We start from the raw sequence: 25457 nt of genomic DNA, 5'->3' as shown, positions 1-25457 counted from the left end.
AGTGTTTCACATAATCAAGAATCTCGCAAAGCACTCTGCAATTTACGGTGTTGCCGACATGCTGAGCCGTGCGCTCGGCTTCTTGATGATTCCCCTCTATACGCACTATCTTTCAACGTCAGATTACGGTACGCTCGAATTGCTGGACCTAACCAGCTATATCGCAGGCATGTTTCTCGGAATGGGAATCACGCAGGCTGTCATGAGATTCTACTACAAGTACGACGATCCAGAGATGAAGCAGCACGTCCTAAGCGTCGCAATGATCACACTCAGCATAATCTCGGTATCGATCCTTGCGTTATTGCTTCTGTTTTCAGACGAAATTTCCACACTTGTGTTCGACTCTGAGAGCTTTTCCAGACTAATCAACATTGTATTCATTACTTTCGTCATCCAGTTGGCCCAGGAAGTGCCCAAGGCGCTGCTGCGAATGGAAGAGAAATCTGTGCTCTTCGTGTCGATTTCGTTCACCAAGACTCTTCTTAGCCTTGGCTTGAACGTTTATTTTATCGTTGGATTGGGACTTGGTGTAATGGGGCTTCTGTTTAGCGGGCTAATCACTGCGAGCGTTTCGGCAATCGGATTCGCAATTTACATTCTCCGTCGGGTCAAGTTTACGTTCTCATTCAAAATGGCCCGCGAGCTCTTAAAGTTCGGTGTTCCATTGGTTTGGGGAACGCTGGGAATGTTCATTCTAAACTTTGGCGACAGGTTCATCTTGCAGCGAATGATGTCGCTGTCGGAGGTTGGGATTTACGCGTTAGCTTACAAATTTGGAATGATGCCAAACATGTTGGTCATGTCGCCGTTTCTGATGATTTGGGGACCTAAACGATTTGATTTGGTAAAGGAAGCCAACGCCAAATCAATTTTCGCCACGATCTTCACATATTTTGTTTTTATCGAAATCTTAGTGTCGCTTGGAATTGCCGTGACCATTAAAGATGTGATTTCTGTTGCCGCAGATCCAAGCTATGCCGAAGCCCATAAATATGTACCGTTACTACTCGTTTCCTACATTCTGAACGGAATATACGTATACGTTCAGTTTGGGTTACACCTTGAAAACAAGACAAAGTACCTGGCATTGGCGACACTCACGGCGGCAGCGATTAACACCGCATGCAACTTGCTTTTAATACCAATTGTTGGTATTTGGGGGGCTGCTGTGTCCACTGTTGTGGCCTTCACATTCTTGACCATCTACACTCATGTAAAATCACAACGTTTGTACGTCGTGAACTACGAAGTCGGGCGAATTGTAAAAATGTCGGTAGTGGCAATGATCCTATATGCAGTTTCGCTCGTGATCGATGTTCCGAACCTTGCTTTCTCTCTGATTGTCAAGATGGCAATAGCATTGTCCTTCCCAATAATTCTGTACTTTTGGCGATTCTACAGCGAAGATGAATTGCAAAAAATGACCGAGCTGTCTCGCCTTGTTGTGGGAACATCCAAGCGGCTTCTCTTGCGAAACTCTAGACATTGATAACCTTGCGCAGCGCGTTGAGGAGATCATATTCGCAACGATGAGTATTATGGCCGGGGGTGTGTAGATTGTCCGCTTGGTTGGTTTGGGCGGATTGTGTTGTGGTTAAGTTAAGTGAGATTAGAAAACCGTAAGACTGATCAGATTTATGTTCCAATCAGGCTGGTGTATGCACTGGAATGGTTACTAAACAGACCGTTTTGCCTGCAATGTTGATGTTTGAGAGTAGGTTGTTGTCGTTACAAACGGCAGAAAACCATCAAACAGTTTCGGATTTACGTGGTTCAATTACTGCACAGATTTCAGAAATTGCACAACACCTTTCGACGTTTTGGTTGGCGACGACATTTGCTGCGTCGTAACATGTTATGCAACGAGTGGTTATGAGGCGATAGGTTGTCTCCAGTCACGGAACGACAATTGCTTTATAAACGAGTGTTGAAAGTCGATATAACAATTTAGGAGCGAAACATCCCCAGAGGCATGTTGAGGAATAAAATGAAAATGAAGTTTGTCCTACTTATGGTATGTGTGTGCTTGTTGTCAGCGAGCGCCCTTGCCAAGACGATCTATGTGAGTAAGGCAGGTTCGAATACTGCGCCTTACGACACCTGGGCCAAAGCAGCGACTTCAATCAGTGCGGCTGTGGCCGCGGATGCCGCTGGCGACACAATTCTCATTGGTCGAGGAGTCTATCTAAACTCTCAGATTGTTCCGCCATCTGGCAGCACACGCCCGAACATGACCTATTATTTGGATTCAGCCTATGTTGCAAACGGTTCGAATAACTTCTCTGGATTGGCGCAAATTAACGGCGCAGACTCAATTCCAAAGGCGAGCTGGTCGGTCTATTCTGGAAATGTCTATCGCGCAACATGGACTGGCACTGGCTGCGATACCGAGGACGGCGCAGGTGGTCAGGCGTATGTTGGGGCACAAAATGGCACGCTACTCGAACCGCAGTTGTCCATATCGGGAGTCAATGCACCGGGTGAGTTTTATCACGACTTGGCGTCGAATCGAGTGTACGTCCAATGCTTCGGTAATGTCAATCCGAACACGGTTGAGATTCAAGTAGCATGCAAGTCACCCGTAAAGTTTGATAACACTGCACAAGACAATATCTACTTTGGCGGACTCGATATTAGAATGGGAAAGCGCGCTGCAGTAATGTTTCTTGATGGCTCCGATTCTGCCATCTTTCGCTACTGTAAGCTTTCGCGAACTTCTTACTGCCAGACTTGTAATCCCGCAGTGATCATGTCAAATCAACACGGGGATGTACACGATTCAACGGGCAACTGGGATGCCGGATATAATCGCTTCAACGTATTCAGTAGTTGCTCGATTGGAGTAGCGATTGCTCCCGAAGGTGAAGGCACCATTGCCCACCGTGGTTCGGGATTTATCGGATATGATATCACTGAAACGACATTCGATAGCTGCGTGTTTCATAACTTACCTGGAGACGGCATCGAAGTCAAAAACTCGTACGCTTCCGGCACCAAGAGAATTGTAGAGCGCCTTACGGTGCGATTTAGCAAATTCGATGATATTGGTGGAGAAGGCATTAATCTGTACACGAATGCCTATGCTTGTTCAGTTTACGGATCAATATTCGTCGGATGCCAAGATGCGGGAATTCTTGTCGGCAACAGCTCAAGTGGCAATGACGACCGCGGAAATCACATCTTCGTAAACAACACCTTTTACAATTGCAATGCGGGTTTGCAAGTGCAAACACCATATGCCGCAAATACCGGAACATTCAAGTACAACGTAATCTATGATCTGCAGCCCGGACCATATGGATTCTCGTACCATTATGATTTTCGCGACAATGTGTCTGGTTTGACAATTTCCATTGATTCGAATCAGATTTACGAACCGTCAGGCTCATTCTCGGCTCTCTGGGGAGGGAGCAGTCAGAGTTGGGCGACCTGGCAGGCAGCAGGGCGAGATGCACGTGGCAGTTACTCCAACCCAGGCCTTAACACAACAACGTTCGAGACTTCATCGACAGGGTCAATGAGTCGTAACTACGGTGGACGAAACTGGACCAAGTATGGAGCTGTACAGCCACCTGATGATGGGTGTATTGTCCCGGGAGTTGTGACATTATCTACACCGGCTAATGGCGCTACCGGTCTTTCCCTCCCAGTCTCCCTTGATTGGGCAGATTTGTCCGGCGCAATCAATTATGAAGTTCAAGTCGATAACAATGCCGACTTCTCAAGTCCGGAAGTAGACCAGTACTCCACTTCGTCCGGTTATTCGGTCCTCAGTTTGACTGGATTGGCATTTAACTGGCGAGTCAGAGCGCAGAATAATTGCGGTTGGGGGCCTTGGACAACTGGACGGACTTTTTCGATCGTCTGTGTAACACCAGGTACTCCGACCCTAGCGACACCGGCAAATGGTGCCACAAATCTCACCCAGCCAATAACCTTGGATTGGGATGATGTTGTGACTTCTACCAGCTATCAAATTCAGATCGACAACAACTCGGACTTCTCAAGTGTCACACTTGACCAATCGGTTGCTGCTTCGGCCTACGCTGTCACCGGTTTGGCTGACGGTGCGACGTTCTATTGGCGAGTTAGGGCGCAAAACAGCTGCGGGTACGGAAGTTGGAGCGCATCGAGATTCTTCTCGACAGCTTGTAATCTTCCGGTTGCTCCTAACTATGTTTCACCGGCCAACGGTGCAACGGGCCTTGCTCAACCGGTGGCGCTCGATTGGAGTGACATCGCCGGAGCAATTGCTTATCAGGTCCAGGTCGATGACAATTCAAGCTTTGCCAGTACTGTGATCGATCAGCAACCTGCTTCGTCAACTGTCTCTGCTTCGGGATTGACTGGCGGTACTGTGTATTACTGGCGCGTACGTGCACAGAACGTCTGCGGATGGGGAAGTTGGACTACTGCCCGAACTTTCAGTCCAGTCGCTGTTGACGTCACAGCACCTTCCATAACGGATGTGGTTGCAACGAACATCACTCATAACTCAGCGTTAATCACATGGACTACCGACGAGCCTTCAAGCTCGCAGATCAACTATGGCGCGACAACATCATATGGTTCGTCGACAACACTTGTCTCGACTTTGGTCACAAGCCACGAGCAGTTGATTTCCGGGCTCGATTCGATGTCGACATACCATTTTCGCGTAAGATCAAGGGATGCTGCCGGCAACGAAGGAGTTAGTGGTGACTTCACTTTTCTTACTACAAACAATATTGGCGAAGGTATAGCTCCCACAGTATCCGGTACCTATCCCGGTTACAGCGCTACCACTTTGACCGATGGCAATCTAAATCCATTCGGTGGTGAAGCATCGACTTGGGCGGCCGAAAGCGCCACTCAGCCGCATTGGGTTGAATTGAATTTAGGCGCTGCACGTCCGGTCGAACGAATAGCAATTTACTGGGCGTGGAATACCTATCAGCAGCGTTGGATGACGTCACAGCAGTTCCGGATTCAGGCATGGAACGGTTCTGCGTACAGCGACGTCTCGACAATCAGCAGCGCCACCGTCGACAGTTGCACATTTGTCGACATTACGCCGACGACGACCTCGCGCATTCGCTACTATCAAGCGGTAAATCAGGGTCCATCAACTTATCCGACTGTGGTGTGGCTTAGCGAATTCGATATTTTCGGTATGCCAAATCTGGCGCCGTCACTGCCAACACTCTCCAGTCCAGCCAACGCCGCCCAGCTAGCAACGCTAACACCGGCATTGGTTCTCAATAACGCAACTGATCCTGAAGGCAGCACCGTTTCATACGATTTCCAAGTTTCTACTTCAGCGGCATTTGCGACAATTGCTGCACAGGCGACGGGTGTAACACAAGGTGGCGGCGGCACAACTTCGTGGACCGTGTCATCGAACCTGACGAACGGCACGACCTACTATTGGCGAGTGCGCTCATATGACGGTTCACTGTATTCGAGCTACTCAGCAAGCCGTTCTTTTGCCATTAGCGTAAACACTGCTCCAACAGTGCCGACATTGGCCAGCCCAATCGGAGGCTCGCAAGTTGGATCAACGACCCCCACGCTGACTTTGAATAATTCCACAGACGCCGAAGGGAACGCTATTTTCTACGATTTCCAAGTCTCAACTTCGGCGGCCTTTGGGACGATTGCAGCGCAAACGACAGGCGTTACCCAAGGTACCGGCGGTGTCACCTCATGGGTAGTAGGTACCGACCTGAATAACGGAACTACGTACTACTGGCGCGCTCGTGCCTATGATGGTTCACTCTATTCCAGTTATTCAAGTAACGGGTCGTTTGTAATTGGTGTCAATAGTGCGCCCACAGTGCCGAATCTTTCCAGCCCTGTTGCCGCAGGTCAAGTCAGCACACTGACGCCGACCCTGACTTTAACTAATTCGACCGATGCAGAGGGCAACACAATCGTTTATGACTTTCAAGTATCGACTTCGACCACATTTGGAACTATCGCCGCTCAAGCGACTGGCGTCACTCAGGGGGGGGCTGGGTCGACATCCTGGACGGTGAGTCCCAATCTTGTGAATGGAACCACTTACTATTGGCGCGCCCGCGCTTATGACGGATTGCTTTATTCAAGCTATGCAGCGTACCGCTCGTTTACGGTTTCCGCAAACAATGCACCAGCGGCTCCGACTCTGGCGAGCCCGGCAGCTGGCGCTTCACTGGCTACTTCGACTCCATTGCTGTCGCTGAACAATGCAACCGATCCAGATGGCGATTCTCTGACATACCAATTCCAAGTTGCAACGACTTCAGCGTTCACAACTATTGTTGCGCAAATTTCGGACGTGGCACCGGGGTCAGGCACAACTTCATGGCAAGTATCCACCAACTTAAGCACTGGGACGACCTATTATTGGCGGGCGCGTGCTTTCGATGGTTCACTCGCTTCCAGCTATGCGGCGTACCGTACGTTTTCGATTGTTGCCAATTCGGCACCGACGGTACCAACGTTATCGAGCCCTTCTGCCGGCGCAACACTTACTATTGCGACACCTTCGTTGGTGGTGAATAATTCCACTGACGCCAACGGAGATCCGATTACTTACAGTTTCCAGGTCGCAACCAATACATCATTCGCGAATATTGTAGCGCAGGTGTCTGGCGTGGTTCAGGGATCAAGCACGACTTCTTGGGTAGTGACTCCTAGCTTAAGCAGCGGAACGACCTATTACTGGCGTGCCCGGGCTTATGACGGTTCGCTTTACTCCAATTATGCTTCATACCGGTCGTTCAGTGTCAATACAAACGTCGCTCCAGGAGCACCAGCTCCTCAGTTGCCTTTACAGAATAGTCGCGTAATCGACATGACACCTGACTTAATCGCTGGTAACGCGACGGATTCCAACGGCGACGCCTTGACCTATCAGTTCTATCTGTACAATGGAGCTGCAACAGTCCTGTTGGCACAATCCCCGATGACGACCCAAGGCCTGAACAGCACTTTGTGGACGACTTCAATTACTCTGGCACCCAAGACGGCCTACAGCTGGCGCGCACGTGCTTACGACGGTCAGTCCTGGTCTCCATACTCAACAACCAGGAACTTCCGAACAAACCGTATTCCGTACTCGCCTGTTCCATCTGCTCCAATTGATGGTGATACTGTAATTGGCTCGATGCACGAGTATATTGTGATGAATGCTACTGACCCCGATGACGAGCCACTGACTTATGATTTTGAAGTGTACTCCGATTCGCTGCTGACAATCCTCATTGAAACCGTCAATGGTGTAATGCCCGGCCCAGGTCAGACGAGCGTCATTCAAAACGCAGAGCTGACTCCAAATCAGTTCTACTGGTGGCGCGCTCGTGCCAACGACAGCACGCATTCTTCCAACTGGTGTGAGGCGGAGAAGTTTTATCAGATGCAAATCACTCTTGATGTTGCCGAAGCTCCGTCCATTGTGTCGCCAGCTAATGGCGCCACTGTCGAATACGTCCAACCCTCATTGATCATCTCATGGTCAGGAGCGGCGGATAGTTCGACTCTCTGTCTCTTTGAACTGTCTACAAGCAACACATTCGACGATTTGCTTTTAGCAGGGAATGTAACGAGCGGCGGTAATACTGCGATATGGACGCCAGACATCGTTCTGAGCGAAGGCGTTTATTACTGGCGAGCAAAGCATGGGGAAAGCGACTATAGCGTGACCGCAAGCTTCTCGATCGTTGCTCCCATTTTTGTATCACCGAATCCGTTTGCTTACTCTCAAGACGGTGTCGTAGTTCACAACTTGCCCGCCGGGTCAAAATTCGAAGTCTACACGGCTTCTGGCGATCAGGTTGCTGAGATCGAGAATCTCGCCGGCGATTTCCTTTGGGATGTCCGCAACTCGGCAGGGGAGAAGCTCGGTTCGGGAGTTTTCCTGTGGTACGTTCGTCTTGTCGACAAGACCATCACTGGCAAGTTGATCGTACAGAGATAGCTCGCATCGCACTGCTCGAAACGAAGTGCCGGAACTCACTTGAGCTCCGGCACTTCTGTTTCTAATCCGGTGCATTTCTGCTACCTCAATCTGATGTTATCGATATAGAGCGCCACAAGACTATCCTTGACAGTTGTGAACATGATGATGTTGGCGATACTCGTCATATCCATTTTGCGGCCGCGCGGTGCGTTTTCTACGTCTAGCAAGGGAATCGAGACGAAGTTGAGTCCCGGTTCTACTCTCAATTCAGTGTTGTAACGATCTTCAAAATCGAAGTTGTGCTGTACATCATTTATTCGAAGAGAAACTGAAACTGCTTCAGTCATCTCTGAGTAAATCTGGAATTCCAAGTGATCATATCCCGCCCAGACCGGATTTGGATACTTGACTGTTATTGATGACAACTTGCCAGGTTGAATGGCCCACCAGCAGACTTTGGATCCTGCGTTCAGCGTCCACGTCCGTGGAGCTTGCACAAAATCAATCATCGCATTTGATGCTTCAAGAAAGCTCTTATCGAGAAAGGACTCAAAATCTAGAATCACAGGAAACTGCGTCTTTCGATGGGCATGTGCTGAAGCAATCACCGCAAAGGCGATGAACGCAGTGCTGAGAATTACAAGCGAGCCCAATCGCGCAATAATGCGGTATCGTAGTCGACTCAGCGGCGACACTACTCGCAATCCTCTATCAAACGTCGCGGCAAAAACGAGAAAACTGACTATTCCGATAAGGTTGTAAACCATATCCAATGCGCTTGCGTCTCTTGGAGTGAAGTACTGGATTACCTCCGTCGTAAAACCGAGACCCGCCGTCGTGATACCTGCGAATAGGTAGTAACTCTTGGGAGATTTCCAGCTATTGAAGCAAGCCCTTGTCAAGACCAAGACTGCAATCGACAGAACACCAAACAACGGCGCGTGACCGGCATTTGTGAACTCGCGCCATAGTCGCGACTGAGCAGGTATCTCGACGCCATCAAGCAGATAAACACCTGCAAGCAACGCAAGTATTGCTAAGACAATATTGGTCCGATTCTGCACGCCCTGAATCAACTGATTCTCAATTCTTAGGCAAGTCGTTTAAGTAAGTTGCCTGTCTGCAATTCGATCTAGAAGTTGCTGTTTAAAATGGTGGTCGCAAAATGTCATTTATCTGAAAAGTGTTGCACACTGAATTTGCTTGATATAGTCGCTTCCTTTTGTTAAGTGATAGTGCAACAACGCGCTACGACGAGTAATTCAACCGTTCCTTGTTGGCACAGCAGTTGCTTCAAGTCAAGTAGTTACTTCGTAGTAGATTGCTTCACCTATAACCCCTCGGAGGGCTTGATGCTGAAATCCTTTCTCGCCGCACTTGCATTGACTTCCTTAATCGGAGTCTCTACAGCAAGTGCATTCAACTGGACATATTACGACTTCGGATCGGCTTACTTCGATGAGCACAACAACACCGCAGATATCACATATCCGGGTGGTGTCGGTTCATTGCCGTCTCCGGGTAATCTGGCGGAAGGTGGAGAGAAGTTTGATATCGAAGGACTTAACTTTGCTTACGACAACGATTTCATCTACCTGAGCGTGACCTCGTCTTTCAACGAAGGTGCCTATTCTACGGGATGGAATCAGACCTATGGCCGTGGCGACCTGTTCTTCGGGTTTGGCGGCGATAAAGACGATTACGCAATCACAAGCGACGGAAGGTTAGTTGATGTCGCGACTGCAAACGGCATCACCAATAAGCCGGGTACGTATTACAACAACTTAGCCATTCGCGACGCTGTCGGAGCTTGGCGCGTCGGTACCGGCACAAACCTCGGAGGTGTCGATATTCTGAAGAGCTACGATGCTACCCTCGAGGGCAACCCAATGTTCGGAGGCGGAGCCGGCACTTACATTTGGGAATACCGCTTCTCCCGTTCACTTCTTAGCGACTTCGGTTCTGGCGCGATTACGTTCCATCAGACTCTGGAATGTGGCAACGACTTACTCGAAAAGCAGTACGAAAGCGTACCTGAACCGGCTACGATGGTTCTTTTCGGAATCGGACTCGCTGGCCTTGGTGCTAAGCTGCGTGGACGTAAGAAAGCTACTGTATAGTAGAATTCTTCAAGTACTAGACAAACATCTCGAAAGGCTGTCCTGATTTGGGCAGCCTTTCTTAGTTTATGGGCGACTTTTACCCTTGACTTTTTCTCTCCAAATTGTATACTCCTGCTGTCGATATTTCGTATTCGTCCCAAGGAGAAGTTATGCTTAATTCAATACTTAAGCTGTTCGTTCTGACACTCGCAATTCTATTCTGCCTCACTGCGAGTGCGTTTTCGTTTAGTTCGTCCCAAAGCATCTTCTTTGATTGGACATTTGATAGTGGAATTCTCAATGGTTGGAGTGGCGATGGGCAAAACTACGACTATGCCTCTTATATCGACTTTTATGAAGGCGCCGGACCCGATGGAGCGTTTGGCGGAGCTTGGATTGGAACTGCCTCAAGCCTTGAGTCCAGCATGCATTGGAGCCACTTGTTGCCTAACCTCTCGGCCCCGGGATCAAGCGTTACTTCTGCAAAGCTATTCATTGACGGCGCTTGGATTGACGGTCGTAACAACCTCGTGAACATCGAAGGAACTTGGAACTGGGATCCTCTTAACAATACCTTCATTGGCAACACAGTTTACGATTTAAGCTCCCTTGATGATCCCGCAATGTGGTCGGACGGTTCACTTGATGTTTCGATATACGCCGGTGAGCGAAGTCTCCGGATTGATCGCGCAATTCTCATGTTTGACTACGAAGAAGGAAATGGTGCTGGCTCGGCTGAAGTCCCTGAACCTGCTTCGCTGATTCTCCTGGGAGTCGGCATGATAGGGCTCAGCTCGGCACTTCGCCGTCGTCGATAGTATCAACCATTCGAGAGTGTGCCGCATTTCCTCAGTAAAGCTATGCCTCCCGGAAATAAATTGTCCCCTGCAGCTTTTGTCTAAATCCATCTTGCCGATACAATTAGGTGTGATGGCTTTTGTAAGTTGTGGTTGATTTAATAATCGAGATGCGGATATTGTCCCTGCGTATAAAGATTAAGAAATTCGAGACACGGAGTCTGCCATCCGTTGCTCGCGACAATACTCTGGTTCAGGTTTGGCGGGGAGGAATTGAGATTGGATAATTCCAAGCAAAGCAAGACGTTCTACGTTCGCGATATTCTTTCGATCGCTTGGAAGCGAAAGTGGCTTTTGGTCATACCCATCGTCTTGGTCACGGCGATAACTGCTGCAAGCACCTTCTACCTAAGCCCGATTTACGAAGCCTCAGTGACAATCTTCATGGAAAAGCCAGTCAGACTTTCGCAAGATCTCCAGCGATTAATCGGGGGCGGTGCAAGTGGAATGGGCGCAAATCCCGAAACCCGTGCAAGTGAGCTGCAGAGCCTTCAAAATGAAATCGTTTCTGCGCCCTACATTGCTCAATTGGTGCAGAATATCGGACTCGACAAGGATCCTGCAATTGATCTGGCTGCCCGAAAGCTGCAAGTTAACCAACCTAACGTTACAGTCGATGATTTGAAGTTTGACATGCTACTCGAGAGTCTGCGCAATCGAATCAGGGTTGAGTTTGCCGGCACGAATCAAGTTAAGATACTTTCACAATCGTCAAGTGCCGAACAAGCAAAACTGATCGTCCAAAACCTCGGCGATATTTTCATTCAGGAAAAGACCAAACAAGAGTCGCGCACAATTTCAGCGTCATCTGATTTCTCATCAGATCAACTGCAGACTTACGAAAAGGACATGCAGGACAAGATTACTGAACGCACTGGACTTGAAACCGAATTGCTGCGAGTGCAACTTGATGACGTCGTCGCGGCACCCACAAATCGCCAACAGATCAACATGGAAGTTCAGGCGATCGGGCTTGAGATCGCTGAGAAAGAGAAACAGGTTCGCGACTCGCAAATGCGTTTATCGAGCATATCTGGTGGGTTACCGGTATTTGAAGAGAGTTCGAATTTGACCGAAAAGAAGGCCGAGATTACAAAGCTTCTCACTACGATGCCGGAGCTGCTGCGAAAGAATAGCTGGAGCGCACCGACGGTTGTGAGTTTTAAGGTCCGGCTCTATGGCATGGCCAGCGATGTCGATGAAGAAGTCGCACAAGTTGTCAGAAGTAAGTTCGGTCAAGAACCGGAAACGACTAAGAACGACCTGATCACGCTTTTTGGGCTGCGCTTGAGACTCGAGACACTCTATTCATACAGCAACAATCTGAAGCTCGCACTCGCGGATCTTGAAAGACGCGGCAGTTTGATGCCGGGCTACCGTGCCAGAATTGAACAACTGAATCGCGAAATCGACGCATCGCGGACTCTTCGCGATCAATTCAAACTGTCTCAAGAAGGGACACAGATCTCGCAGGCCCTCCTGATGGAATCCAAGTTTCGCGTCGTCGAGCCAGCTCGCTTACCGTTATCGCCGATTTGGCCGAACAAGCGAATGATCGTGCTCTTGGGATTGATGGTTGGAATTAGCCTTGGTGCCGGTGCAATAATTGTGGCTGAGTTTTTTGACAACTCGATCAAGAAGATTGAAGACGCCGAAAGCGCTCTGGGATTCCCGGTCATTGGGACAATGCCGCGGATTGATGGTCTGGAGAAACTTAAGGTTTCTTCGGGTCGTTAACAGAACGAAAATGTGGATTGGATTGGTGTCCGTTTCATTCAATTCAAGTTGCAGTTGCGACAATTGCTGACCGATACTATTTTAGGAAACATTGTAAACGAGACTGTAAAGCTTTTGCAAAGGATAAGATTTGAAGTTCCATAAAGACATACTCAAGATGGATGCCGCGAAAGTTACGGATCAATTGTGTGAGGCGATTCGCCGTCAGATTCGTGATGACTTGAAGAAAAGCGGTGCAGTCGTAGGCATCTCGGGTGGCATTGACTCAACAGTCGTTTCGGCGTTATGCGCCCGTGCGCTTGGACCCGAACGCGTACTTGGCATAATGATGCCTGAACAGGAGTCTTCCGGCGAAAGCGAAAAACTGGCACGCGAATTGGCAGCGCAATTTGGATTTGAGGCCATTAAAGAGGACATCACTGGTGGTCTCGCAGGTCTCGGGTGCTATGAGAAGCGCGACGAAGCGATTAAACAGTTGTTTCCTGAATACGACAAGTCGTACAAGTGCAAGATCACGATTCCCGAGAATATCCTCACGAAAGACACATTTAACTTCTTCCACCTGATGATCCAGAAGCCGGGTGGAGAACCGCAGACCAAGCGCATGACTCCTGGTGTCTATGCGCAGGTCGTCGCCGCTTCCAATTTGAAACAGCGCCTTCGCATGACGACACTTTACTATCATGCCGAAAGACGCAACTGGGCGGTTGCTGGCACCGGAAACAAAGATGAGCACATGCAAGGGTTCTTCGTGAAGTATGGTGATGGCGGCGCAGACTTCAAGCCGATTGCGCACCTTTTCAAGATTCAAGTGTATCAATTGGCTGAGTACCTTGGCGTTCCGAAGGACATCATTAGCCGCATTCCAACGACCGATACGTATAGCGCGGGTTCGACCCAGGAAGAGTTTTTCTTTGGGCTCGATTTCTATCGCATGGATATGCTCTGGCACGCCATGGAAACGAACGTACCGGCGGCCGAGGCGGCAGAAGTACTTGGGTTATCTGTTCAAGAGGTTGAGCATGGCTATGCGCACATTGCTCGCAAAATCAGGGCAACGGAGCCATTGCGTATGCACCCGCTCGAAGTCAACCCGAGCGTGTAACTAGTAATTCAATTGGACTCGCGTTTTGGATAGACGCAAAACATTGCTTAGCAAGGATTAGTATGGAATTCAATACCGAAAAGGTTCGCAGCGAAATAAGAAAGTTCATTGTCGATTCATATCTGCTCGGCGACGAAAGTGTGAAGTTTACGGACTCAGATTCGTTCATGCGTCGCGGAATCATCGATTCAATGGGTATTCTCGAACTCACCGCATTTCTCGAGCAGCAATACAGCATCACGGTCGCCGACAGCGAAATGCTCCCGACCAATTTGGACAGCGTCGAAAACCTCATCGGTTTCATCAAGACAAAATCGGGTAGTTGATCTCCCGTGGCCGACGCCTGTCTGACAAGAGTCTAACTTTGCGAGGCCAATGACTTCATGAGACTCGAACAACTTCTGCGCCAAAGCACGCTGTCTTTTCAGGACCGCCCCGCCGTTGTTGAACAAGATCGCACCATCAACTACCGCCAGCTTGGTGAAGCCGTTTCGGCATTTGCCACACAGCTTCGTCGCCTTCCGATAAGAAGAGGATCGCGAATAGCGCTCCTGATGGAAAACAGCATCGACTATGTTGTAGCATACTTCGGCGTACTTGAGGCAGGATTTGTATTGGTGCCGCTTGACACGTCTGCCAACGGGGAGACGATTGCGTATATTCTGGAAAACTGCGACGTCAGAGTTTTGGTCGCGCAGTCGCGCTATCGCCGACAACTAAAAGCGGTCTTCGATGCTGGCTGCAAAGTCGAATACTTTTTCTGCGACGCTGAGCTGCCAATCGGTACGGACGCTACGCAGAAACTGATCTTTGGCGAAGCCATGGCTATGAACACTAGCTTGCCAGACTCCTCGCAAAACACAGATGACAATAGAGATGTCATTGAGTTGGAGAGAGACGGCAAGATCCACGAATTGGCGGCGGTTTTTTATACTTCCGGAAGCACCGGCAAACCCAAAGGCGTGATGCTTTCTCACTTAAACCTCTGCAGCAACACGAATGCGACCATAGACTATCTGAAGTTGACAGAAGACGACCGTACTTTGGTGATACTGCCATTTTACTACATTTATGGTAACTCACTACTCCTGACCAATATCGCAGTCGGGGCGTGCCTTGTGATTGACAATCGTTTTCTGTATCCCGAGACAGTCCTGAATACTTTGGAAGAACAACGTTGCACCGGACTTTCGGGAGTGCCGTCGAATTTCATGATACTTCTGGGCAAGTCAACCTTGACATCAAGGAAACTCCCAAATCTGCGATACTTCACGCAGGCAGGTGGAGCAATGGCTCCAGATGTAACTCGTGCCCTCGCCGACGCGTTTCCCGACAAAGAGATTTACATCATGTACGGTCAAACTGAAGCAGCTCCGCGCGTGACTTATCTTCCTCCGGCAAGGCTCTCTGAAAAACTCGGCTCAATCGGCATTCCATTGCAAGGCGTGACCGTAACGATAGTCAATGATGAACAGGTTGAAGTACCGGCAGGCACTACGGGCGAATTGGTGGTTTCAGGCGATAACGTGATGATGGGATATTGGCGTCAGCCGGAAGAACAAGCAGAGGTACTGCGTGAAGGGCAGTTGTTCACAGGCGATCTTGGATACAAAGACGATGAAAGTTTTATCTTCATTGTCGGTCGAAAGAAAGAGATTATCAAGGCTGGTGGAAATCGAGTCAGCGTCAAAGAAGTGGAAGAAGCACTTGTTGCCCACGAAAAGGTTCTGGAAGTCTGCGTTATCGGAATTCCAGATCCACTGCTTGGAGAAGCTATCAAAGCCTTTATTGTACTTAAGCCCGGACTACAGTTAGTCGACCGCGAGCTGCAAAGACACTGTCAAAAACTGCTTTCCGACTACAAGGTGCCAAAGGTGTTCGAAGTTGTTGAAAACTTGCCGAAATATCAATCGGGCAAGATAAATCGTCAGTTGCTCAAGAAGCAAACGGCTTAAGAACGTGCAATCAGCATGGAAATTGAGGACGATCGACTAAATGTGTGGAATTGCCGGATACTTCCAACTCGAGGACTCGCGCCCTCCAGATCGTGACCTTGTTACCAGAATGATCTCGCTGATCAGGCACCGCGGACCTGATGAGTTCGGCGCCTTTCTGGACGACAAGTGTGTCCTCGGACACGCTCGACTTTCGATCATTGATCTCTCTACTGGTCAACAACCCCTATGTAACGAAGATGAGACCGTTTGGATTGCCTTCAATGGCGAGATATACAATTACATTGAATTGCGACCCATCCTCGAGTCGTTTGGGCACAAGTTTCGGACCAACTCAGATACCGAAGTTATTGTCCATGCCTATGAGCAGTGGGGAAGAGACTGCCTAGAGCGATTCAACGGGCAATTCTCATTTGCAATCTATGACTCAAAGAAGCAATCTCTTTTCAGCGCGCGCGACCGCATGGGCAAACGCCCATTGTTTTATACTGTTCATAATGGCAGATTCTATTTCGCTTCCGAGATCAAAGCGCTATTCGCTGATCCAACTATCGAGCGTAGATTAGATGCTTCCGGGTTGGACCAAGTCTTCACATGGTGGACCTGTGCTCCGCCGAGAACGGTGTTTTCAAACGTACAGGAATTGGAGTCGGGCTCATTCCTCGAAATCGATGCCGGCAAGATTAACACGGCTCGCTTTTGGTCAATGCAATACCCCGATGCTTATGATTCATCGCGTAGTGTGGATTCTTGGGCTGAAGAACTTCACGCATTGCTGGTCGATTCAATACGGCTGAGACTCCGCGCAGATGTTCCAGTCGGTGCCTATCTTTCCGGAGGGCTCGATTCTTCCGCCATCGCGGCGTTAGTACGCTCATTCACATCAAATCGCCTGGAGTCTTTCTCAATCGCCTTTGGTGACAGTGCGTTCGACGAATCCAACTATCAAAAGCAAATGGCTGATCAGCTTGGCACTCACCATCACTCGGTTCAATGCAACTACTCTGATATTGCAAACTGCTTCCCTGAAATCATCTGGCATACGGAGAGGCCAATTCTCCGTACAGCTCCGGCGCCAATGTACTTGCTCTCAAAGCTGGTAAACGATACGGGCTTCAAGGTCGTGCTTACTGGCGAAGGTTCAGACGAAATGTTTGCAGGCTATGATATTTTCAAAGAATCCAAGATTAGACGCTTCTGGGCACGCAATCCCGACTCCCGATTTAGAGCACTACTTTTGAAGCGGCTCTACCCGACTCTACCGCTCAGCGACGTTAAGTCTGACCTATTCTTGCAGGAATTCTATCGTGAAGGGCTCACCGATACAGATCGTTATTACTATTCACACATGCTCCGAATCAAGACATCGTCGCGCGTGAAAGACTTCTATGCTCTTGAGACGAAGAGCAGTTCAAGATCGGAAGAGTCGTTGAACGCCTTCGCGCATACACTGCCAGCAGGCTTCGCAGGTTGGCATCATCTGTCGCAAGCGCAGTTCGTGGAAGCAAAGTCCTTGCTTTCGGGATATCTGCTTTCATCACAGGGCGATAGAATGGCCGCCGCCAATGCTGTCGAGGGCCGCTATCCGTTTCTTGACCATCGGGTGATTGAATTCGCTGCCAAAATTCCGCCGCAGCACAAATTATTCGGATTGAAAGAGAAGTGGGTGCTGAAGCGTGCAATGCGCGGAGCCTTGCCAGAAGCAATATTGAAGCGTCCCAAGCAGCCCTATATGGCGCCGGATTCGAATTGCTTTACGCAAAAGCAATCGCCGGAATACGTCCGTCAATTGCTCTCGCCAGACCGCATTAAGCGTGCGGGCGTTTTCAATCCAGTCATGGCTGGTAAACTATACGAGAAATGTCTGAAGCAATCTCAAGTGCAGATGTCCTTTAAAGATAATATGGCCTTCGTCGGAATTCTCTCCACCCAACTACTGGTTGACCAATTCATTGAGAACTTCGATGCAAGAACTATCAAAACGGTGTCGAACTTCCGCGTCTGGCGCGATTATAGCTCAGCTCAGTCAGACCATTTGAAAGCTAAGAACTAGCTTTCGCCGTCTCTACACCAGCTTGCCACTTGTTCCACAATGGCTTGAAGAACTCCAAGAAGCGAACAGCAGCAATCTTATACGCCTTTTCATTCGGATGTGAATCATTGACATCGGGCGGACAAAATTCTGCACGTAGGACATTTTCTTTATCGGCAAGTACGTCAAACAAATCGAAGATTGCGAAGTTTTGTAGACCCGTCTCTTTTTGATACTGCGGCAAGAACTCATTCAATAGCCAAGCATTAAACTCGCGACCCCTGCGTGCGCCCTCTGGATAGGTCTGCGAACGCGTTAGTGGAGGATAGGTGACATAGATGAAGAGTTTCTCAGGATACTTCCTGACCTCCCTTGACAGCTCGGCGAAGGCTGCTTTGTAGTTTTGGGTCGTGTGCTCGCGACTAGTCGCGCTTCCGGGTGCAGTCCCTTCGGACTCAATGTAGCTGCAAGGGAAACACGATTTAAACATGATGATGTCATTTGTCCGACCATCTTTGTAGTAACGATTTGGATGGTTCTTGAAATCGAATAATTTCTTGATATCGGTTGTGAACTTGGCGTTCCAATCGCAGATGTCAGTCTGCTGGCCAATTTCGTCACCGTAGGTGGCTCCCTTTACGAATATCCCCATATTCAAGAGACTATCGCGCAAGCCGCCCTGGTCAAGCATTCCTTGTCCTACAGAGTGATGCAGAAACAGCATTCGCTTGCTATAACCACTTTCAACCCTATCAGTCAGATCGTCGACAACACGACCGGCGCCAACAACCGCATCGCGAAGGCCGGACACCTGATAACCGAGCTTGCGGTACTTATAGGCAAAGAACAGCCCAATGACGTTACCAATAATCGACACTACCAAGACAACGATTAGCAGCTTATTCACTTCTCAACTCCCAATTGTCGAAATCATAAATTCTAATCAGATTCGTCAAAACACGAACATTATACGATTGGACCAGGGTGATACAACCATAAATTTCATTCGCTGTCAAGCGACGACAATCCGACTCTTGGATAATGAACTCAGGTGCGGAAGGGAAGTTTGATTGTAAACTCTGTGCCCTTGCCGACAGTGCTACTTACCAGAATTTCGCCATCGTGCTTTTTGACAATGTTATAGGAAATCGACAGACCGAGTCCGGTACCGACTCCGACACCCTTCGTGGTAAAGCCCGGATCAAAGATTCGCGATAAGCTTGCGGGCGCAATTCCGGTGCCGGTATCCGCAATACTGACATACGCCCATCGATTGTCGTGAGAAGTCTTTACAACAACTTGGCCTTTATCCGGAATAGCCTGAGACGAGTTCACCAGAAGATTCATGAATACTTGGTTTAGCTCATTCGGGAAACACAGTATCGGAGGGACGTGTGAGTACTCGCGAACCACCTCGATCCTATTCTTGAATTCGTGCTGGACAAGTGTCAATGTGGTTTCGAGTCCTTCCTCTAAGCTTGCACGCTGAAAATCAGCTTCGTCAAGTCGGGCAAAGGACTTCAAGCTCTTAACAATGTGTGCGATCCGCTTACTTGCTGTTGCCGTAATCATTGTGTTTTCGTCGAGGACTTTTAGCATCCGCTCAACGTCAGCTTCGCCGGCAACCCTTTGAAGCTCGTCGTTTGCAGCAATGAGTTCTCGTAGCCTCAACACTGCTCGTCGAGCATTGTCAGCTGAAGAATTAACTGCACCAATCGGATTGTTGATTTCGTGGGCGACACCTGCCACCAGATTTCCCAGAGAGGCCATCTTTTCTTTCATAATCAACTGCTGCTGCGCTTCCTGGAGTTGGGCAAGCGTCTCTTGCAGTTCGTTGTTTTGTCTGCGCAGCGTCATCTCCTGCTCATCTGTCTTGGAGCGCGCTTCCTTAAGAGCAGTAGTCATCCGATTAAAGGAAGAGGTAAGCTTACCAAGTTCATCTTCCGACCGGTGCTCCAGTTGGACCGACAGATCACCTTGTGCGACTTTGCCAACCGCATTCGAAAGTTGCTTCACTGGTATCGTAATCAATCGAATGGTTACAAAGACAGCGAGCGCAGAGACAATGAGGGACAGCACGAAAATGTTCTGTGCTACGCGACGGGCAGTTCGAAATGCTTCTTCTGCGCGAACTGCTGCTCGCTGAGAATCGGTAGCATTGACCCGGACAAGTTCTTGCAGGTCATGTCGGAAGTCATCAAAAAGCAGTCGTGCTTCACCGTTCAATAAGTTCACCGCTTCGATGATGCGATCTTCGCGGGTGTATCCAAAGAAAGTTAAACTCAATTCCTGATACTTGTCCCACTTCAAATCAAACGATTCATAGAGCCCTCGCTCCTCTTCCGAATACAAGCCCTGCGTCAACGCGTGTTCCCGCAGTTGTTCGTATTCATCGAGGTTGGCGCTGATGCTGTCGATCAACTCCACGATCCGATCGGCCTGCGCCTCTCGTTCAATCTCGCTGTCTGCAAAGATTAGCTGTAGCTGGCTTTGGCGAAGGTCGGTTGTGTTGATATTTATCTCGGAAATCGTAATTGCGCGAGGAAGCCAGCTCTTAGTAACGTCATCGATCGATTGCTTGAGATTGAAGAGCTGATAAAATGAGGAGAAATTCGCACCAGCCATTAGAAACAGGATGCAGACAAAACCGATCGTCTGTTTGACGCCGATTCTCAGGTCCTTGAGTCTCATTTCTCGAAAACATCCCGTCCTGGGATTAAGGAAAACTGCTTCTGATGATGACTTTTACTTCTTGTCGTTGCTCTTATCTTCAATAATAGCAAGCGTCTTGACGGTATCATTGACCGCATCACGGGAAACAAATCCGATTGCGCCCGGAGTGGCAGCTACCCTTTTGATCATCTCATTCTCTGATTCAACGGCAACTGGGGGATCACCCTCGCCGGACAACATTCGCTTCATCCAGACAGACTTCATTCGCGAGGGGCTCTTGCCAAGGTACTTGTAAAACGTCTCCTTGACATCACCTGCGGGTTTGAGATCGATTACGACGACTGGCTTACCATCGCTCCAGTTCTTGACATCTCCAGTGTAGATGTCGAGTAACCTTGTCTTATTCAGTTCCTGTTCGGGAACCGATAGATGAGCGATCACTGCAACTGTGTCCGAGGCGAACACGTCAGCAGTTGATACTTCAATGGCGAACCAGACGGCTATCATTACAACTATGAGAGTAAACCTGAACTTCATCATCTATCCTATAGGAACACCGAAAGAGCTGCCGCGAAATAGTGGAAGCGGTGCCTCTGATTAGAGCCTTCCCACTTGAACTCCTGCGTTACGGGAGCGACCTGGACTTTGATTACGATCTTATCCGTCATTGTGTATGCTGCGCCGAAAGTCGGCGCTTCAAGCCTATAGTCAAGATCTACAGTGACCGTATCTACATTGCCAAAGAGACCTTTCATTTCAGCTTTCAAGAATTGACGTTCCTTTGCGAGCCAGTAGCTGCCGTACACACGAATCTGATCTGTTACGTCGCAGAAAAGCGTCGCGTAGTAGAATCGAAGATCAACATCAAAACCGCCTAAGTCGTCCTCATAGTTGACCCGAATGAACTCGCTTTCGACTCCGAATCGGCTGAATGTGTAACGGAAATCTCCACCGATGCGAATTCGCGGCAGTCGGGTCACAATGTCCTTTTCATCAAGAAGACTGACTATGCGCTGGGGAAAGTCATACTTGTCATAAGATGCCGAAAATCCCATGTTGAACTCTTTCACGCGCAGACCAAGTCTACCGCCAACTAGAAAAGTATCTGTCGTATCGACACCGGTCTGGCCGTGCTCGGGGTCCGAATTGACATTAGGACTGTTTCCAACATAAACTGCATAATCAAGTTTGGCTGCGCCTTTTGGTATATAGCCGAACATTTGAATGTAGGCGCGCGCGGGAAGGTACTCCTCAAGTCGCAGTATCTCATTAAACGAAGATTCGTAAACCAACGGTCTGATTACATACGGCATCAGCGGCGTGCGATTCTTGATCTCATTGAGATAGTTAAACGTCGGCGTTTGCAACCCGACTCTTAGATTGAATCCGGCACACCTATGATAACGAATCCACGCTTCTTCAATGCTAAATGAACCCCATTGATGGCCTGACGAGTAGCTGTTCAAGAATTCGAAATTGACGAATGTGGTCAGATTGCGATCAAGGTCCTTTTGCAGAAACAAATTGAGCTGCTGCATCGAGAAACTCTTTGCATCATCATATTCTTCTTCGCGCTGATTGTACTGCGTGTAGTTTGTTTGGAAATAGCCAAACATCTTGAGCGGAAATTCGCTAAACTGCGCAAAAACTGCAGACGATGACCCCACAACAACGAAGAAGACAAAAGCGATGCGATTTAGCCGAAACGAACGAAGGCTACTTGAACAAAACTGGCACATTCTCTTCATCGGGAACAGGTTACAAAATTTTGTCGAATTTGGCAACTCCATTTTATTGAGAGAAGACCACAAATTTCTATCGTGAAATCACCCGCCGGATCAGAAGGGACTTCGGGTCAATCGAATCTCCGTAACAATATCCACCAAGCCGATTCCATCGAAATACTCGTACGTCGTGTATTCAACATTCGTGGCTTTGGTCACAGTGCGAACAAGACCGTCGTCAGAAATATACTCAGTATGTTCGGTATTGGGGAGATTCTCCCAAAACCACGCAATTGCATAACACTCAAATGTTCCCGCCGGGACTGATTGCTCACCAATTCCCAGAACCCGCTTGTAAATCGCACCGGCCGAGCCATAGCCAAATCCATTCGTGTATTCCCACTGTAGTCCCTCACGAAGGGGATACTCGAGGCTCTTGCGCGCGAAGTCGACGTTTGGTGCTTCGGTATTCGCGTCTGCGACGGTCTTGAAGAACAAAAGGGGAGAGCCAATTGAGAGATCAGTGTAATGATAAAGCCCATCAGCCTTGTTTCCATAGTACTGATAACTTTCCGCTATAAGCGAGTCGCCTTCGCTCTGAACCTCGTGTATTATATACACTATTGTGCCGTCGTCGAGAGTATCTGAACTGCTTATGCTGAGCGTCAAATCCCACCGACGGACTGTGTCCAGTGGTACTTCTGTGATGGAATCATTATCAGGTCGGAAATTGATGATTCGTTCTTCGCCACTGTATTGCCACGAGTAACCGATTTGTAGGGGATACCTCAGATCGCCATTGCAGTTGAGAGTACAAGCATCATCTGAACATGATATTTGCAGAACTCCAAGTGCCGCTAAAATGGCGAGCTTGAGTCCCTCTGCAATGTTCCTAAGTGATTTCATCAAACTATTATAGTTGAGCAAAATCGGTTTGGACCAAAGAAAAATGCAGGAGCAGCCCTCTCTGCTCCTGCATTGCAGAAATCGGTGCTATTTAACCGGGAAGTATCCCACTTCGGTAACAACTTTCTGACCATCATCAGATAGGACAAAGTCGAGGAACTTCTTAATCTCGCCGCTTGGTTTGGTTCGAACATACCAGAAGAGGTAGCGAGAAAGGGGATAGACACCTGACTTGACATGTTCGAGGTCCGGAGCAAACGCTTCCGCTTGAGCATCTGCTTTCATTTTGCAGAATTTCACGCCTTTAGCATAGGCTGCGCCGCCGTAGCCAATGCCATTTTTGTCTTTAGCGATGGCGTTTACAATTGCGGCAGTACCCGGTAGTGTTTGCACTTGTGCAGCAAAGTCCTCGCCTTTGAGAACGACGTCCTTGAAGTAGACGTATGTTCCGGAGCTGTTCTCGCGACCATAGACGATAATCTTGGCATCGTCACCGCCCACTTCTTTCCAGTTCAAAATCTCGCCGGAGTAGATCCCTGCAAGCTGCTGCATAGTGAGTTCGGAAACTTGATTGGCTTCGTTGAAGTAGACGGTCAGTCCATCGCGTGCAACGGGAATCTCAACTCCGGTCGCATTGAATCGGGCTTTGAGACTCTGAGTTTCTTTGGGCTTTATCGGACGGGAAGCTTGGCAAATATCGGTAGTGCCGTTAATCAATGCAGCTATACCTACACCAGAGCCTCCACCGGTAACTTGAATCACTGCTTCAGGATTCTTTGCCATATATGATTCAGCCCAACGCTGGCCAAGCAAGACCATGGTGTCGGAACCCTTCACTGTGACTCGCTCTGCTGCGGTAAGTCTGCTCGCGGAAGAAACGAGACCGAAACCGCAGACAACGAATGCAAGGAAGAGCATAGGGAGCTTAGTATTAACTCTAATCATCGAAATCTCCTTTATTAATCGATTGCGAATTGGAATTGCAGTGTGAAGCGATTGTCGTCCAGATCGCCTTCATACTTGGAAAACATCGAACCATCTTCAAGTGTCTTGAAAATGTCGTACGCAGCAGTTATCCGCACGTTAGCGTCCCAAAAATAATGGAAGGCAAGAGACGTCGTACCTGTCGCATCGTTAATCAGGACGGCGCGTTTTGCCGGATCGGCTTCAGTGTAGTCGTTGTGGATGTTTGGGTCGAAGAAGTCGTAGCGCAACGCTGCCCCGAAATTCGTTCCAAGACTCTGCGACAACCACAGATACCAACCTTTGCTGGTGCCGATCATATCGACAGCAGTACGCTGATAGTCTTCGCCGTAGAAGAACTCGCCGCGCAAGGCAGTACCTCCGATTGCAAGGATGTCGAAGTACGCTTGAGCATCGATTCCGTAACGAATTTTGTCGGTGTTGACCGCAAGTCCTGCCGCTTTCGCTGCCACTGGGGGAGTGGTCGTAACCTCACCCGCATCAATTGCACCATTGCCGTTCGAGTCAAACCACTTCGACGAGCCTGGGACTGCCGCTACCGGAGCGCTTCCCGGAGTATAGGTTTCGCCCCAATATCCGGAGATACCGGCGTCAATCATTCCAAACGAAGTTTTCACTCGTCCGATGAAGTCCTTTTGCTTTGTTGGGTCAAACCAGGTGAACGTGCTGTTTTCGATTCCGTATCCTTGCACGAATCCGAGGTTCGCACTGATGATGCGTGGCGCAGTCCAGGTCAAGTTGATTCCGCGATCACGTTCCCCACGAAACAGCCGATTCTCTGCCAGCGAGCGTTCTGGAAAATCGCGCTTTGACGATGAGTATTCGATTTCGTACCCAAATGGGTAGTTAAACTGTCCGGCTGTAAGTTTGAAATTATGTTCCCGATGTGTCTTGTTAAGCTCAAGATACGCTTCTTTCATCGAGATCGTATTTTTTGAGGCATCAAAGTAGATTACATACTTGCTTGATACGTTTGGTTCGAAAGTGAACTTGATGCGACCGCGACGAATGTAATAGTTGTTCGCGTTCAGGTTCTTTGTCGCGTCGTATCCTCCGGCAACTCCGGACTTGGAGGTGTCATTGTACTCGTAGCGAGCCTGCAGATAACCGCTCACCTTGAGTCGTTTCAAAAGTGCTATTTCTGTCGACATGATTGCCATGTTTTCATTGATTCCATCGACTTGATCTTTCATCTCGGCTTGTGCGGCACGAAGACTATCTTCGACGGTGTCTCCCCACGAGACCTGGCTAAATACCACAATAAATGCGGCAATTAGCGGAAATGCCATTCGCAGCATACTGCTCCTTCTACTGTGTGAATGTTTGTTTAGATGTTTCATACTACGCCTTCGCGCCAATGAATATTAGATGCGAGTTTAGCGATAGTGTGTTCAACGTTAAATTTGTGTTAGGAAGGCCTACTGGACTGGTCTGAATTCGGTAGATAGCCGGGAAAAC

At 48.9% G+C, this 25457-nt stretch carries 17 protein-coding genes; 9 read left to right on the top strand and 8 right to left on the bottom strand.

All coding sequences use genetic code 11. The features are described from left to right. The first annotated feature begins 1 nt into the window (after position 1). Together IPH59_02740 and IPH59_02735 are read left to right on the top strand one after the other, a co-directional pair. The gene (locus tag IPH59_02740; GenBank protein MBK7090631.1) at positions 2-1492 is read left to right on the top strand and encodes an oligosaccharide flippase family protein; all 1491 of its coding nucleotides are present in this window, start codon (positions 2-4) and stop codon (positions 1490-1492) included. 498 nt (positions 1493-1990) lie between these two features. Next, a complete protein-coding gene (locus IPH59_02735; GenBank protein MBK7090630.1) occupies positions 1991-7942 on the top strand; it encodes a hypothetical protein in 5952 nt (1983 codons plus the stop codon). Positions 7943-8022: 80 nt separating this feature from the next. Here IPH59_02735 and vanZ read toward each other — a convergent pair whose 3' ends face one another. Beyond that, positions 8023-9000: a VanZ family protein gene (gene vanZ, locus IPH59_02730; GenBank protein ID MBK7090629.1), complete on the bottom strand. Its 978-nt coding sequence runs from the start codon at positions 8998-9000 to the stop codon at positions 8023-8025. Between the two features lie 276 nt (positions 9001-9276). Between vanZ and IPH59_02725 the strand changes: the two genes are divergently transcribed. The 7 genes from IPH59_02725 (at position 9277) to asnB (ending at position 17733) form a co-directional block, all read left to right on the top strand. Further along, positions 9277-10044, top strand: coding sequence for a PEP-CTERM sorting domain-containing protein (locus IPH59_02725; protein MBK7090628.1), 768 nt, complete (start codon positions 9277-9279; stop codon positions 10042-10044). A gap of 152 nt (positions 10045-10196) precedes the next feature. Beyond that, the gene (locus IPH59_02720; GenBank protein ID MBK7090627.1) at positions 10197-10844 is read left to right on the top strand and encodes a PEP-CTERM sorting domain-containing protein; all 648 of its coding nucleotides are present in this window, start codon (positions 10197-10199) and stop codon (positions 10842-10844) included. A gap of 258 nt (positions 10845-11102) precedes the next feature. Beyond that, complete coding sequence (locus IPH59_02715) at positions 11103-12620, top strand: hypothetical protein (GenBank protein ID MBK7090626.1); 1518 nt, start codon at positions 11103-11105, stop codon at positions 12618-12620. Between the two features lie 130 nt (positions 12621-12750). Next, positions 12751-13725: an NAD(+) synthase gene (gene nadE / locus IPH59_02710; GenBank protein ID MBK7090625.1), complete on the top strand. Its 975-nt coding sequence runs from the start codon at positions 12751-12753 to the stop codon at positions 13723-13725. A gap of 62 nt (positions 13726-13787) precedes the next feature. Next, on the top strand, positions 13788-14051 hold the full coding sequence (locus IPH59_02705; GenBank protein MBK7090624.1) for an acyl carrier protein: 264 nt from the start codon (positions 13788-13790) through the stop codon (positions 14049-14051). Positions 14052-14108: 57 nt separating this feature from the next. Further along, positions 14109-15680, top strand: a complete 1572-nt coding sequence (locus IPH59_02700; GenBank protein ID MBK7090623.1) for an acyl--CoA ligase — start codon at positions 14109-14111, stop codon at positions 15678-15680. A 40-nt stretch (positions 15681-15720) separates the two neighbouring features. Next, a complete protein-coding gene (gene asnB, locus IPH59_02695) occupies positions 15721-17733 on the top strand; it encodes an asparagine synthase (glutamine-hydrolyzing) (GenBank protein ID MBK7090622.1) in 2013 nt (670 codons plus the stop codon). Here asnB and IPH59_02690 read toward each other — a convergent pair. The 7 genes from IPH59_02690 to IPH59_02660 all read right to left on the bottom strand — a co-directional run bounded on the left by IPH59_02690 (position 17723) and on the right by IPH59_02660 (position 25288). After that, the gene (locus IPH59_02690) at positions 17723-18619 is read right to left on the bottom strand and encodes an SGNH/GDSL hydrolase family protein (protein ID MBK7090621.1); all 897 of its coding nucleotides are present in this window, start codon (positions 18617-18619) and stop codon (positions 17723-17725) included. The genes asnB and IPH59_02690 overlap by 11 nt on opposite strands. Before the next feature lie 140 nt (positions 18620-18759). Continuing rightward, positions 18760-20403: an MCP four helix bundle domain-containing protein gene (locus IPH59_02685; GenBank protein MBK7090620.1), complete on the bottom strand. Its 1644-nt coding sequence runs from the start codon at positions 20401-20403 to the stop codon at positions 18760-18762. Between the two features lie 54 nt (positions 20404-20457). Then, positions 20458-20925, bottom strand: a complete 468-nt coding sequence (locus IPH59_02680; protein MBK7090619.1) for a substrate-binding domain-containing protein — start codon at positions 20923-20925, stop codon at positions 20458-20460. Between the two features lie 5 nt (positions 20926-20930). Beyond that, positions 20931-22124: a hypothetical protein gene (locus tag IPH59_02675; GenBank protein MBK7090618.1), complete on the bottom strand. Its 1194-nt coding sequence runs from the start codon at positions 22122-22124 to the stop codon at positions 20931-20933. A 99-nt stretch (positions 22125-22223) separates the two neighbouring features. After that, the gene (locus IPH59_02670; GenBank protein MBK7090617.1) at positions 22224-23015 is read right to left on the bottom strand and encodes a hypothetical protein; all 792 of its coding nucleotides are present in this window, start codon (positions 23013-23015) and stop codon (positions 22224-22226) included. Between the two features lie 87 nt (positions 23016-23102). Then, a complete protein-coding gene (locus IPH59_02665) occupies positions 23103-23960 on the bottom strand; it encodes a phosphate ABC transporter substrate-binding protein (protein ID MBK7090616.1) in 858 nt (285 codons plus the stop codon). A 14-nt stretch (positions 23961-23974) separates the two neighbouring features. Then, a complete protein-coding gene (locus tag IPH59_02660; GenBank protein MBK7090615.1) occupies positions 23975-25288 on the bottom strand; it encodes a hypothetical protein in 1314 nt (437 codons plus the stop codon). Between the last annotated feature and the right edge of the window lie 169 nt (positions 25289-25457).

It is taken from the genome of bacterium (genome assembly GCA_016708315.1).
Taxonomy (GTDB): Bacteria; Zixibacteria; MSB-5A5; order CAIYYT01; family CAIYYT01; genus JADJGC01.
The sequence above is the reverse complement of the archived record's forward strand: the minus strand, read 5'-3'. Positions and strand labels throughout refer to the sequence as shown.